The following is a 12,889-nucleotide window of genomic DNA, read 5'->3' as shown; positions in this document are numbered from 1 at the left end:
GAAATATAAAAAGTATCATTTACGTCGATTTAGGAATTTAAAACTTCCAAATACGCCTGCATCGAAATCATTTCTGCACCTAAACTCATCAAATGATCATTTGGCAATTGGCAATCAATCAGTTCTAACCCAAAGTTTTTCGCCAAGAAAATTAACGCCGTTTTTGAGGCATTGCTTGCTAAACTAAACATACTTTCTCCGCAAAAAACATTGCCAATTTTTATACCATACAAGCCACCAACCAATTTTTCATTTTGCCAAACTTCTATACTATGCGCAATTCCGTTTTTGTGCAAATTGATATATGCATTTTGCATTTCGGTGGTTATCCAAGTACCATCTTGCCCCAATCTTGGTGTAGTTGCACAATGGGTAATCACCTGCTCAAACGCTTGATTTACGGTTACGTTAAAAATCTGCTTTTTAAGTGAAACGAACATGCTTTTGCTTATTTTAATCCTATCGGGATAAATAACACAACGTTCATGGGGTGCGTACCACAAGATTGGATCATCTTCGCTGTACCAAGGGAAAATTCCACTCCGGTAAGCCAATACCAGTCGCTCTAAGCTTAAATCTCCCCCAACGGCAAGTAAACCATCAGGTTCTGCCAAAGCAACATCCGGAAAAATGATTTCATCATCAAGCAACCTAAAAACCATGTTGCAATTATAAATAAAACAGCTTAATAATTTGCTTTATGACGGATTGCAACTAGCTACTGTTTCTTAAGTACATAAACCTTTTCTCCAGTGCCTTTATCCTTACTACGATTGTAAGCTTGAAATAATTCATAGCCATAACTCCGCATTTTATTAAGGCAATCTACCAAAGAATTAAACTCCAAATTTCTGCCGTTTTCATCTTTAATCAATGCATTGTCTCGTTCGTTTCTTACCTCTTGCCCGTACTCCAACCTAACAAACACCTTTCCACGGTTTGGTGGCCTAAATTCGTCTATTTCAATATAGGTTGATTTTAATTCGCTTAAACGTACCCCATTAACAACTTGGGCCTTGGCTTCGCTAAATGCCAAACATCCGGCGATAGCCGAAAAGATTAATAATTTTTTCATGATTCTGTTTCATTGTGTGTACAGCAAAATACGAAAATCATTTTATGAATAGAAAGCTAAATACCTACTCCATGTAACATTTAAGCAACATTTTACTCTTATAAACGATGAGTTTTTTGGGTAATATTATTTGGATAATTTTTGGTGGGATTTTTATCTTTTTCCAATATATCTTCGGCGGATTGGTTTTGTGCTTAACGATAGTTGGCATTCCATTCGGGATTCAATGTTTTAAGTTTGCCATTGTTGGCCTAGCTCCATTTGGCGTAAAAATTACCGATACTTCATCAAACACCGGTTGCCTTTCAACCATCATGAACATTATTTGGTTGGTTTTTGGTGGAATTTGGATTGTGCTAACACACCTAGTGTTTGGCTTGCTATTTTGCATAACTATTGTCGGCATCCCGTTTGGCATGCAACACTTTAAGTTAATGAACCTTGCTTTTTCTCCCTTTGGCAAATCAATAAGCTAGCTGATTGCTGGACATTGAAAAATTAATTTTAAAAGCAGCGTTAGTAATTCTTCGGAAAAACCAGCCCCGTTTTCCGTTACAATTCCCGATAAAAATCGGGAGATTTTCACTACAACCGGGTTTATAGAACTAAATACGATACTACTATTTACGGTTAGGCACCTAACAACCTGCGATAATACTACTGACAGTATCTTATAAACGGGATTGCAACGTAAATCCTTTTTGTGTTAGGCTGAGCACGGTCGAAGCTTACAAAAAGATTGTAGTGTAAAGCCCGGCCGGCAATAATAATGCTACTGCCAATGCTTTACCAAAATACTGATGAATTAACTATTCAGCTTTGCTAAAAACCATAAGCAATTTGCCGTTTTGTAATAATTGGAGCTTGCCACCAACAACTTTAAAACTGTCTGTGTTTTTTAAACCTGCGGTATATTTTCCTTCAGCCTGGCCAACATCTTCACAGAACATCATGGTGCCCATTAATTCGCTAAATTTTATGGTGCTTCCTTCTATTTTAGCCGTACCTCCAAATCCGTTGCAGAAAGATTTCCCACTAACTTGGTCAGCATCGCCAAAACTTAGCGTTGCCTTTTTAGTTGTATTAGGCATCGTTTCACCAGGCCATTCGGTTAATACCCAATTGGTATTCACAACTGCATCTTTACCAATTTTTTCTGAGCATGATTGCAATGCAAGTGCTACAATTAAAACAAGGAATATTCTTTTCATAACAGTTAAGTTTTAGGGTTGCTATAGATTAAGCCAATTTTTTTTGAGTGTTCGATAGCTTCATCGCTATGCGAAAATAAACAAGTTTTTATAGAATGTTGTTCGATATCTGCTAATAATTTTCGAGTTTCCTCTGCCTGGCTCGGTCTAATATTTCTTATATAAATTGCAATAATATTTTTAGCATATTTCTTAGCAATGGTATGATAAATAGAAGGATCTTTCTGTGAATTGTCTCCAAAAAACACAAATTTCTGATTAGGAAAAGCATCAAGGATTCGCATAATTCTTATCAATTTACCTTCATGTCCGGTTTTCCCAGTTATAAATAAACTCTTCCATCTTTTAAGTTGGTTTAGCAAAAATGCGCCTTCGGGCAATTGGTTAAACCTAAACGTTTCTACCAAATAATCGTACAAATTCCATTCGCTACTCGATACATAAAAAAACGGGTTTGGCTGCGCAACCTGGGTGTGTGCCGTAGCTAGCAATTGGTAATGGGTTTTAGCAGATGGAAAGGTTTTACGCGTTCGCGGGTTTTTGATAAAAAGCTCTCTTAAACGACGTGCAAATTTGGCCGAGTGCGAAATCATTACCGTATCGTCGATATCGGAAATGAAAGCATATTGCGTTATGTGCGGAACAAAGACAGCGCCTTTGCCCTCGGCTAAAACCTCTCTTTTATTTTCGTCCAAAACACTTACCCTTACCTTGTGCCAGCCTGCTTTTACATCTTTTAGCGCTTTCCATTCAAATTTAAAAAAGCCATCGTAAGCAGCTCTTGTTTCTACTATTTGCCCTTCAAATTCTAGTTTAACATTAGCAAACGCATAAGGCTTTACCACAAACAATTTGAATAAATGCACAATGTTTACCAATAAGTTATTACTAAAATTTTGTGTGGTTTTGGCTTTGAATTTAAATGCATGCCCATACAGTACCAAATTATTAGTATGGCCGTAACCGTGGTAAACTTTTACGCTTGCAGTTTTACTCATCATATTTAAAACAGAGTTAAACAATAGTTGTTTGTATGATGAAATATAAAAATCGTGGAAACAGAAAAGCTTAAACTACTTTTTGTTGTTAACCCAGGTTCTGGAAGCAACAAAATAAGTTTTACGGATGAAATAGAAAACTTTTTTAGGGATAGAGAAGAAAAAATAGAAATATTTGAATTGCCTAAAAAGTGTGAAATCTCCACATTAAAGGAAAAAATTTTAGGCGCAAAGGCAGATCGTGTTATTGCCGTTGGCGGCGATGGAACTTTAAAATTAGTTGCCGAATGTGTACTGCAAACTGAAACACCCGTTGGAATTATTCCAGCCGGTTCTGCAAATGGTATGGCAAAAGAACTTGGCATTCCGTTAGATATTACAGAAGCGCTAATTGTTGCTACAACAGCTAAGCCCAAACAAATTCATGTTACATTAATAAACAACGAATTGTGTATACATTTGGCGGATATTGGTTTTAATGCCTATCTGGTTAAAAAGTTTGATGAACTACCCGAACGTGGCATGTGGACTTACGCAAAAGCGGCTTGGCATGCGTTCTGGTACCACCGTAAAATGAGCGTTGAGTTTAGCATAAACGGAAAACAGATTAAACAAAAAGCGGCAATGGTTGCCATTGCAAATGCCACAGAGTATGGCACAGGTTTCAAAATTAATCCGGATGGTAAATTAGACGATGAATTGTTTGAGATTATTGTGGTAAAGGATTATGCAGTGATGGAAATAATAAAAATCTGGCTGAGCAAACTTCCCTGGAACCCTAAGAAAATAGAAATTTTTCAAACTGACGCCTTAAAAATAACCACCAAACATAAAGTGCATTTTCAGGTAGATGGCGAGTATTTGGGCAAGGTGAAAAGTGTAGAGGCAAAAATTGTTACAAAGGCAATCAATATGATTTATTAAGCGGTTTTTGAAAGCTCAAATGTGCTCTAACAGTTAAAAACAGCCTAACAAATTCGCCTACAAAACATAATTTTAGTAAAGCATCAAACCAAAAATCTTGGAACAAACCGAAAGCTTCGGGTAACAAAGTAATGAAGCCCAAACTAAAAACCCATAAGTAAAGTCTAAAAGGGAACTGAATGTAGTAAAGAATGAAGCCTAATTTTTTTACCTTAAAAAGCAAAATAGCGCTAAACAAAACCAAGAAAAACATCGGAAACATTAGTACAGCTTGCAACTTCTCAGACTGTAATTGCAGGTTACTATAATATTGCGCAATGTTAACCAACTGCATTCCCAAAAAAACTAAAGAAATAAGGTCTAAAAAAGCAAATGAACGTAAGAGTATGCGCATTAATTACAGTGTTTGGAGAGTAAATCATTGGCTTTGCCAGAACCCATATATTTTACAAAGTTAAAATCCTCGCAAGCACCTTGTTTATCGCCTTGTTTAATTTTTTTCAAACCTGCATTTATGCGGCTTTCCAAGTATTCATCATCAATACCTAAGTCGGTTTTTATACGCGTAATTCTCGGCTCATCTTCAGCTTTTGCTATACCTTTCTCCTTATTCTGGTAGAAATTTTTTATCACCTTAATCAACTCCTCTTCGTCTTTGTAATTCTTGATAGCAAGCGCTATATCTCTAACGCTTGTACTGTTGCAATCCTGACTATTTAATGCAAAATTTATCGGCACAACCAATAGAGAAGTGGTATCATGACTTGTCGGAACATCCCATTTTTTACTGCTCATTCTAATTAATCGCAACGCTTCATCATCTAAATCCGTGCCTATACCTTTTTTCACAGACGATGCATAAACTTCGCCTTTGGCATTTAATTTAAAGCCTATATTAACAGTACCCTGAATACAATTTGCAAGTGAATATTTTGGGTAAATGGTATTTATTTTAACGAACGATGCCAAGCCACCTTTTAAGGTAGGTTGTTGCGCCAAGCCTGAAAGCGAGAAGAACATGAACAAAGCTGTTAAAATTTTATACATAATTAAATTTACGCATTTTTTGGCAAAGCCGATTTAAAAGTATGTGCCAACACTAATGCCGGATCTGGACAATTTCTCAAATAATTTTCCTTATTCGAGAATTGACACACTCCCGGGTAGTCGCCTGCTAAACCTTGCATATTAAACATAAGCTGAAAATGCAAATGAGGTGGCCAATATCCGTTCTCTTCTTTAACGCCAAACGCAGCAAATTGTTTCCCTGCCGGGATAAGCATACCAACCGATAAACCGTTTAAGGATGCCAAGCTTAAATGTCCATAAAGTCCGTGAACTATTACACCATCTAAGTCATATTTAAGAATAATGGTTGCCCCATAATCGCCAAAACTATCGTTGAATTTAAAGCTATGAACGGTTGCTTCGTAGAAATTATAAATTGGCGTTTCTGCCGGCCCCCAAATATCAACGCCTAAATGTAATCTTCTCGGCTCTTCTAAAGTATCAAAATGCTGGCTTCTACTATAAATTGTTCTATGCTCGTTGTATCCGCCAATTCCGTAGCGAGCCCCACTGTTGCTTATTTTTTCGTCAACCCATTCAGAGAACACTTCGGTATCTCCCAAAATTTCATCCGTTAATTCAGTGTTGTTAGCCGTAAAATCCAGGGGTAAAAGTTTATCAGCAACTGGATCAAAATCAACTACTTTTTCGATTTTATTTAATGGGTTAGCAAAAAAGGCTTGTAGTTTTTGTAGGGCGTTCATTCTAAAATATTGGTTTTATAATTTGCTATTTTACTTTAGTGTTTGTGTTAGATGCATCACTCTGCATAACCAGGATTTACCTAGCATTAAAAACGTAAACGTAATTATAAATAAAATGAGCAAGCGCACCAAAGTTTACAAACACATGCCATAACTCATGGCTATGAAAAAATTTGTTCAGTGGTTTGTCTTTAGCATAGTAATAGGTGCCACCGACATAAAAAACACCGCCTAAGATAAGCCAAACAATTGCGCTAATTGGTAAAACATTTAAAATCTGTTTTAAAAATGGGATTACCATACAGCCCATGGCAATGTATAATCCGGTGGAGATTGCTTGGTTTTTTAACCTATTAAAAATTTTAAGTAAACAGCCAATAATGGCAACACCCCATATTAACCCGAACAATGCCCAACGTAACCAGCCATCAAAAATGAGCAGGGTAGTTGGCGTAAAAGAGCCGGCAATCATTAAATAAATACAGCAATGATCAAACTTTTGCCAAAATCTAATGCCATATTCTGTTTTAGGTACACTGTGGTAAGTTGCACTAACACTAAACAATACCAATACGCCAATACCGTAAATACCAGCGGCGGCGTAACCATAAAAATCGTTGGCTTTTTGCAGTAAAAGGTATAAACCCGGAACGGCCAATATAGCCGGAATTACATGTGTAAAAAAGTTTCCGGGTTCTCTTATATACCTAGCCATTTTCAGTTTCTTCGTCGGTATCCTTACGTTCTTTGGCTATTTTATCAAAAATTTTATCCATGTGCTCCACATACTCGTTTGTATCGTCAACAAAAAAAGTTAATGTGGGTACAACCCTTGCCTGATGGCGAATACGTGAACCTAGTTTGTATCTAATCTCGCTACTATGCGAGTTTACTGTAGCTACAGATAAGCCGGTATTGTTTGTGTTCAAAAAGCTTAAATATACTTTTGCCACCGCCAAATCTGGCGATACGCGAACTTTAGTAATGGTAACCAGGGTATTTGGCAAATATGCTGCGCCCTCTCTCTGAAAGATGGATGCCAATTCTTCCTGCAGCATTCCGGCAAACTTCTGTTGTCTTTTACTTTCCATAATTTATTCTGTTGTTATCCTCATTTTACCTAAGGACAATTTCAAGCTATTAATTTAATTTTTTTAGTACAACAACTTGTCGTACGGAAACCGCGTAACGTGTATATTTTTAACCTTTTCGTAAAGTAATTCTTTAAATTCCTCTACATTTTCTTTACGCGTAGCGGATATAAAAATAGCCGGAGCATTGTGATGCGCCATCCAACTTTTCTTAAAATCTGCCAAGGTTAAAGGTGCTACGTCTTCTTCGTTATATTCATCGGCTTCTGGTGTAACATAGGCATCAATCTTATTAAAAATCATAATGGTGTCCTTATCCCTCGCACCTAAATCGTTCAATGTTTCGTTAACCGTATGTATCTGATCTTCGAAATTAGGATGCGAAACATCTACAACATGTATTAAAATATCAGCTTCCCTAACTTCATCAAGCGTAGATTTAAAACACTCTACCAAATGGTGAGGCAATTTTCTGATAAATCCAACTGTATCCGAAAGTAAAAAAGGCAAATTCTCAATCACTACTTTTCTAACTGTAGTATCTAAGGTTGCAAACAACTTGTTTTCTGCAAAAACATCAGACTTAGAAAGCATATTCATGATGGTAGATTTACCAACGTTGGTATAACCCACCAAAGCAACACGAATTAGCGCACCCCTATTTTTACGTTGCGTTTCATTTTGTCTATCAATCAGTTTTAAGCGTTCTTTTAGTAGCGTAATTTTTTCCAAAATCATCCTTCTATCACTCTCAATCTGCGACTCGCCCGGACCACGCATACCAATACCACCTTTTTGTCGCTCCAAGTGCGTCCACATTCTGGTTAAACGTGGTAAAAGATATTGTAATTGCGCTAACTCTACTTGTGTTTTAGCCTGTGCAGTTTGCGCTCTACCGGCAAAAATATCTAATATTAAATTACTCCTATCTAAAATTTTAACCTGTAGTTCTCGTTCAATATTACGTAACTGCGATGGCGATAATTCATCATCAAACACCACAATGTCAATTTCCTCAGCCTTTACATAAGCTTTAATTTCCTCTAATTTTCCTGTCCCCACAAAAGTAGCCCTATCTGGCTTTAACATCTTTTGCGTAAAAAATTTCTCTACCTTTCCGCCGGCAGTATCAACTAAAAATGCCAATTCATCAAGGTATTCTTTAGTTTGTTCTGGCTTTTCGCCAGGCGTAACCACCCCTACAAGTACAGCACGTTCTTGTTTCTGGGCAGTATCATAAGTTTTCTGTTTTCCCATTTGTTATTTACAAAGATACAAAATCTAATTGCGTTTGCTTTTGTACATATAAAACCTTACGTATAAATTAAAGTTTGCTTTTTTCTGAAAAGCAATGCCCTACAAATATTTAAGCCTGGTCCTGCTGTCCGTTTTACTCGTTACACTCGTGCCCACTACCATCAGGTTTGGTTTGCAAAGCTTTTGCAAGTATTAAGGTTGCCAAACAAATTGCATAAAAAAGGCTGCCTAGTTATAGACAGCCTTTTACACAATTATTATTTTGATTAGAACTGATAAGTAGAGGTTAAACTCATCACTGTTCCTGTAGACGTATTTTCTTTTTTCACTTCTCCATCTACAATAATCTGAAGAGTCATTTTAGCATTAGGATCTGCTGCTGAAGTTGCGTTAGCACCAAAACCTACCACTTGAACGTTAGATGGCACGGTAATTTTACCACTACTCCAGCTTGTACCTTCAATACTAGTTAGGGTAGATTGATCGCCTTGGTTGTTTGTATAAACAATAGTACTTAAAGAACCAGACGATATAGACACTTTGTATTCTACTTCGTAAGAAGATTTTTTATCATCGTCTTTTTTACAAGAGAACAGAACAGTTACAGCTAAAACAGCAAGAGATACGGAAAGGAATTTCGCAATTTTTTTCATAATTTTTACTTAAAGGTTAATGTAATTTTCGTCAAACGAAAAACAAACACTATGCCAACAGTAAAACTATTTGGAGTAAAACACCTTAAATTTCAATAATTTGGCGCTTTACAGCACTATATCTATTTTAAGCACTTCATTATTAAGATTAAAGTTGCGATACAAATTCTTTTATGGCCGAGCCTGGGTTAGGAGTTTTCATAAAGTTCTCCCCTATTAAAAATCCATTATAACCAACAGCTCTTAGTTCTTTAATCACAGTCGGGTTATCTATCGCACTTTCAGAAATTTTCAAAAAATCATTTGGTATCTTATCTGCCAAATCAAAAGAAGTTTGAATGTTTACCGTAAAATCGCCAAGGTTTCTGTTGTTTACCCCAATCGCGTTTAAATGCGGGCAAACACTTCTTTCTAACTCTGCTAAATCATGAACTTCTAACAATACATTTAAGCCTAAACTTTGCGCCAGCTTACCAAAATCTGCAATTTGCATTGGAGTTAGAATAGAAGCTATTAATAAGATGATATCTGCACCCCAAGATTTTGCTTCTAAAATCTGATACTCGTCTATAATAAAATCCTTTCGTAAAATCGGAATCTGGTTTACCGCCCTTGCTTTTAACAAATCAATAGGCTCTCCACCAAAAAAATCCTTATCAGTTAGTACAGACAAAGCAGAGGCACCCGCCATACTATAGGCTTGCGTCACTTCTTCAACCGTAACAACGCCATTAATTAAACCTTTGGAAGGCGACCGTCTTTTAAATTCGGCTATAATTCCAGTGCGGTTTTCATCTAACAGAAAATCTTTAAACACCAAAGGTTTCAGGCTAAAACTTTCGCTCAATGCTAACTCTGCGACTGAAATTTTTTGTTTTGCCTCGGCAACTTCTTCTATTTTACGGCTTACGATTTTATCTAGTACGTTCATTTTCTTTTTTTGCTGTCATTCCTACTTTAAAGAGATCTATTTTGCAGATTCTTCGCTACACGCCGAGTGACAAGACTATTTTTCTAACCAATTTTTCATCATTTGTTTGCCACTTGGCGTAAGTACACTTTCTGGATGAAACTGTACGCCACGCACATCAAGTGTTTTGTGCTTTAATGCCATAATTTGCCCATCTCCATCTACAGCCGTAACAGTTAAACAATCTGGCAAATCTGCCGGATTTACTACCCAAGAATGGTACCTGCCCACTGCAATTGGTTGTTCGCAATTGGCAAAAGTTAAATCATTTTCATCTATAACACTAATAGGCGTAGCAATTCCATGCATTGGCCTGCCCAAATTAAGCAAAGTTCCGCCAAATACCTCGGCAATTGCCTGCTGACCTAAACATACGCCCATAATGCTTTTGGTTGGTGCATACGTTTTAATTACTTCTAATAACAATCCGGCTTCCTCAGGTATTCCAGGTCCTGGAGAAAGCAGTATTTTATCGAATTGGTTTACATCTTCGATAGCGAACTTATCGTTTCTCCAAACCTCTGCCTCGTAACCTAATTCATTTATTAAATGCACCAAATTATAGGTAAAACTATCGTAGTTATCTATTACTAAAACGGCATTTTTATTTTCTTTATTCATTATGTATTTATTTCTCGTCTGTCGTTTTTCGTCTGTCGTTAAACGAACGACGAAAAACGGACAACGAATTTATATTTCTTGAGCCATTGCCACCGCTTTACGCAAGGCCGCTATTTTATTGTTCACTTCGTTTAATTCATTTACCGCTACAGAATCCGCTACAATTCCGGCTCCCGCTCTGTAATGCAACTCATTGTTTTTGCTCATGAAAGTTCTAATCATAATTGCATGATTAAAATCGTCGTTAAAGCCCATATACCCTATCGCCCCTGCGTAAAAATTACGGCCCAGTTGCTCATATTTATCAATTAATTGCATGGCTTTATATTTAGGCGCACCGCTCAAAGTTCCGGCGGGATAAGTATCTGCAACAATTTTAAAAGAACTTACATCTTTCTGTAGCTTACCGCTAACCTTTGAAACCAAATGAATGAGATGCGAATAATATTGAACTTCCTTGAAAGACTTCACCTCAACATCACTACAATGCCTGCTCAAATCATTTCTGGCCAAATCCACGAGCATTACATGTTCTGCACTTTCTTTAGGATCTTGTTCTAATTTTTTTGCTAGCGCCGCGTCCTCCTCATCGTTTCCAGTACGCTTAAATGTACCCGCAATTGGGAAAATATTAGCTACGTTTTTGCTAATTGTAATTTGCGCTTCTGGCGATGAACCGAACAATTTGAAGTTGCCGTAATCGAAATAAAACAGGTATGGCGAAGGGTTTATAGAACGAAGACAACGATATACGTTAAATTCATCGCCTAAAAAACCTTGTTTAAAAGCTCTCGACGGTACAATTTGAAATACATCACCTCTGTAAATGTGCTTTTTCAGTTGCTCTACCATGTCCATAAACCCTTGGTCGGTTAAGTTAGAGGTTTCATCACCATTTAAGCTAAAGTTATATTCTGGGAAGTTTTTGTTCTGGATAAGATATTCCATCTTTTCTAAATCTGCATCTTCATCATCATTAAACGAGTTTTTAACCAATGTTACTTCGTTCTTAAAATGGTCTATTGCTATAATGTAGCGATAAACGTGGTATTGCATTACGGGAATCTTTTCATCATCCGGCGTAGCCGAAGTAAAAGTTATATCCTCGAAGTGTTGTACGGCATTCCAAGTAAAGTAGCCAAACAATCCTTTAGAGATATGTTTTTCTTGTGTTTGGTTAGTAGGATTAAAACGGGCTTTAAAAGCGGTAATTTCTGCTGTAAGATTAAATGTTGTTTTAGTTTCTTTCGTACCGTCAGGGAAATAAGTGCTCAATACACCGTCTTGTAACAAAATGCCAGCAACTGGTTCGGCACAAACATAACTGGTTGCATTTTCTCTACTATGGTAATCAGAGCTTTCTAGCAAAATAGTATTCGGAAAAACATCACGAAGACGTAAGTAAATGCTTACAGGCGTGGTGGTATCTGCTAATCTTTTTTTGGTATGTGATTGTATGTTGTACATTTTCTTTTTTCTTTTATCATCCTGAGCGTAGTAGAAGAATCTGGCTTTAAGATTGCTTCGTGCCTCGCAACGACGAATTAAATTATAACAAAAAACCCGGCGTGTGGTTACGTCGGGTTTTTAAATGTGGTTTAAGGTTTAGGTTGATAAACTATAATGTGCACAAGGTTCCGGCATAACTCTTTGTAGAATTACCACGCCATTGCCAAGTATGAATGTTATTGTTAATCATTGGATGACAAAAATATACAAAAAGTTAAATAATCAAAATATTTTGAAATTTTTATTGCCTTTTTCAAAACTCGGCTTTATATAACAAAAAAGGCTGGTGATAAACCAACCTTATGCAAAATCTTTTTGTAAAATTATTTACCTAAACTCCTATCCAAAAAATGATTTTGATGGATCTGATTTAGTCATCATAAAGATAGCAGCAACCACAATTACCAAGGCTAAGCCAAAAAATATCGCAATAGCTTTATGTTTAGACACCGCCGCATCAACTTTTTTAGATTTTGAGTTACCTACTGTAATTAATACAATAGCAATAATCATCATACTAATGTGCTCTACTTTCCAATAACGGTAAAGCGCATCGCCCATTGGGCCTTTTGTAAGCGGACTTAGAAAATATAACACTAGCCCCATTAGCAGTTGAATATGCGCACTAATTAAAGTAAACAAGTTCAATCTTTTGTTACCGTCTGTATAGGCCTTTTTACCAAACCAACCTTGCAGTGCGGCTAAAACTGCAACAATTAGTAATACAAAAACCAGGTATCTCCAACCTGAGTGAGCGCTTTTTAAAATATCGTACATGTTAATGCTTTTTATTTTCAAAAATAAGAAA

17 protein-coding genes are annotated in these 12,889 nt (G+C 36.6%); 2 read left to right on the top strand and 15 right to left on the bottom strand.

Annotated elements, in window-relative coordinates; all coding sequences use genetic code 11:
- Window positions 1-29: 29 nt before the first annotated feature.
- The gene (gene aat / locus DUT69_RS02675; RefSeq protein ID WP_113651587.1) at window positions 30-662 is read right to left on the bottom strand and encodes a leucyl/phenylalanyl-tRNA--protein transferase; all 633 of its coding nucleotides are present in this window, start codon (window positions 660-662) and stop codon (window positions 30-32) included.
- A gap of 56 nt (window positions 663-718) precedes the next feature.
- On the bottom strand, window positions 719-1,075 hold the full coding sequence (locus DUT69_RS02670) for a hypothetical protein (protein ID WP_113651586.1): 357 nt from the start codon (window positions 1,073-1,075) through the stop codon (window positions 719-721).
- Between the two features lie 107 nt (window positions 1,076-1,182).
- On the opposite strand from DUT69_RS02670, the gene DUT69_RS02665 reads away from it, so the two are divergent.
- Window positions 1,183-1,551, top strand: coding sequence for a YccF domain-containing protein (locus DUT69_RS02665; protein ID WP_113651585.1), 369 nt, complete (start codon window positions 1,183-1,185; stop codon window positions 1,549-1,551).
- Window positions 1,552-1,884: 333 nt separating this feature from the next.
- Here DUT69_RS02665 and DUT69_RS02660 read toward each other — a convergent pair whose 3' ends face one another.
- Both DUT69_RS02660 and DUT69_RS02655 read right to left on the bottom strand, forming a co-directional pair.
- Window positions 1,885-2,286: an META domain-containing protein gene (locus DUT69_RS02660; RefSeq protein WP_113651584.1), complete on the bottom strand. Its 402-nt coding sequence runs from the start codon at window positions 2,284-2,286 to the stop codon at window positions 1,885-1,887.
- Window positions 2,287-2,291: 5 nt separating this feature from the next.
- Window positions 2,292-3,287, bottom strand: a complete 996-nt coding sequence (locus tag DUT69_RS02655) for an App1 family protein (RefSeq protein ID WP_240186641.1) — start codon at window positions 3,285-3,287, stop codon at window positions 2,292-2,294.
- A gap of 51 nt (window positions 3,288-3,338) precedes the next feature.
- On the opposite strand from DUT69_RS02655, the gene DUT69_RS02650 reads away from it, so the two are divergent.
- On the top strand, window positions 3,339-4,208 hold the full coding sequence (locus tag DUT69_RS02650) for a diacylglycerol/lipid kinase family protein (protein WP_240186640.1): 870 nt from the start codon (window positions 3,339-3,341) through the stop codon (window positions 4,206-4,208).
- Here the strand turns inward: DUT69_RS02650 and DUT69_RS02645 are convergent.
- From DUT69_RS02645 to DUT69_RS02595, 11 genes are all read right to left on the bottom strand, one after another.
- Window positions 4,192-4,602 (bottom strand): hypothetical protein, encoded by a 411-nt coding sequence (locus tag DUT69_RS02645; protein ID WP_113651581.1) that lies wholly within the window; start codon window positions 4,600-4,602, stop codon window positions 4,192-4,194. The two genes, DUT69_RS02650 and DUT69_RS02645, sit on opposite strands and share 17 nt — an antisense overlap.
- The gene (locus DUT69_RS02640; RefSeq protein ID WP_113651580.1) at window positions 4,602-5,255 is read right to left on the bottom strand and encodes a TonB family protein; all 654 of its coding nucleotides are present in this window, start codon (window positions 5,253-5,255) and stop codon (window positions 4,602-4,604) included. The genes DUT69_RS02645 and DUT69_RS02640 overlap by 1 nt, the downstream gene beginning before the upstream one ends.
- An 8-nt stretch (window positions 5,256-5,263) precedes the next feature.
- Window positions 5,264-5,980, bottom strand: coding sequence for a peptidoglycan DD-metalloendopeptidase family protein (locus DUT69_RS02635; RefSeq protein ID WP_113651579.1), 717 nt, complete (start codon window positions 5,978-5,980; stop codon window positions 5,264-5,266).
- 76 nt (window positions 5,981-6,056) lie between these two features.
- Window positions 6,057-6,695 (bottom strand): PAQR family membrane homeostasis protein TrhA, encoded by a 639-nt coding sequence (gene trhA, locus DUT69_RS02630; protein WP_113651578.1) that lies wholly within the window; start codon window positions 6,693-6,695, stop codon window positions 6,057-6,059.
- Complete coding sequence (rbfA, locus tag DUT69_RS02625; protein WP_113651577.1) at window positions 6,688-7,071, bottom strand: 30S ribosome-binding factor RbfA; 384 nt, start codon at window positions 7,069-7,071, stop codon at window positions 6,688-6,690. Before rbfA ends, trhA begins: the two co-directional genes overlap by 8 nt.
- A gap of 63 nt (window positions 7,072-7,134) precedes the next feature.
- Window positions 7,135-8,328, bottom strand: coding sequence for a GTPase HflX (hflX, locus tag DUT69_RS02620; RefSeq protein WP_113651576.1), 1,194 nt, complete (start codon window positions 8,326-8,328; stop codon window positions 7,135-7,137).
- Between the two features lie 266 nt (window positions 8,329-8,594).
- Window positions 8,595-8,981 (bottom strand): MmpS family transport accessory protein, encoded by a 387-nt coding sequence (locus DUT69_RS02615; protein ID WP_113651575.1) that lies wholly within the window; start codon window positions 8,979-8,981, stop codon window positions 8,595-8,597.
- A 148-nt stretch (window positions 8,982-9,129) separates the two neighbouring features.
- Complete coding sequence (gene trpC, locus DUT69_RS02610; protein WP_113651574.1) at window positions 9,130-9,912, bottom strand: indole-3-glycerol phosphate synthase TrpC; 783 nt, start codon at window positions 9,910-9,912, stop codon at window positions 9,130-9,132.
- 75 nt (window positions 9,913-9,987) lie between these two features.
- Complete coding sequence (locus DUT69_RS02605) at window positions 9,988-10,572, bottom strand: anthranilate synthase component II (RefSeq protein ID WP_113651573.1); 585 nt, start codon at window positions 10,570-10,572, stop codon at window positions 9,988-9,990.
- Window positions 10,573-10,641: 69 nt separating this feature from the next.
- Window positions 10,642-12,039 (bottom strand): anthranilate synthase component I family protein, encoded by a 1,398-nt coding sequence (locus tag DUT69_RS02600; RefSeq protein WP_113651572.1) that lies wholly within the window; start codon window positions 12,037-12,039, stop codon window positions 10,642-10,644.
- A 381-nt stretch (window positions 12,040-12,420) separates the two neighbouring features.
- Window positions 12,421-12,858, bottom strand: coding sequence for a cytochrome B (locus tag DUT69_RS02595; protein ID WP_113651571.1), 438 nt, complete (start codon window positions 12,856-12,858; stop codon window positions 12,421-12,423).
- Window positions 12,859-12,889: the final 31 nt, after the last annotated feature.

This window comes from Pedobacter namyangjuensis, from assembly GCF_003313325.1.
Classification (GTDB): domain Bacteria; phylum Bacteroidota; class Bacteroidia; order Sphingobacteriales; family Sphingobacteriaceae; genus Pedobacter; species Pedobacter namyangjuensis.
The sequence above is the reverse complement of the archived record's forward strand: the minus strand, read 5'-3'. Positions and strand labels throughout refer to the sequence as shown.